The 292-nt window shown below is 72.6% G+C and carries 1 protein-coding gene; it reads right to left on the bottom strand.

The window, feature by feature from the left end; all coding sequences use genetic code 11:
- Positions 1-292 (bottom strand): hypothetical protein (locus AC5WRT_RS39190; RefSeq protein ID WP_496101128.1); only part of this gene is annotated, 292 nt, incomplete at both ends.

Here is a 292-nt window from a genome sequence, read left to right as displayed (position 1 = left end):
GGTCTGCACATGGGTGAGCACCGTGCGGGTGACCTCGTGGGCCGCGTCCACCTCGTCACCGGCCGGCCGCTTCACCCGGATCAGGACGTCTGCGCCGGGTTCGACCTCGTCGCCGGGCAGTTCGTCGGAGAGGTGGGCAGCGTACGTGGGTCCTTCCGACGGGGCGGCCGGTACGGGCATCGGCGTCCAGTCGATCTGGAAGAGGCCGTCGGGCCTGCCGGCGTCGGTCGCGGTGAGCGCGCCGGTGGCCTCGCGGAGGGTCAGCGACTCGACACCGGCGACCAACTGACCC

Source organism: Streptomyces sp. NTD91 (assembly GCF_059510455.1).
Note: the sequence above shows the minus strand (reverse complement) of the source record. Positions and strands in the feature narration are given on the sequence as shown.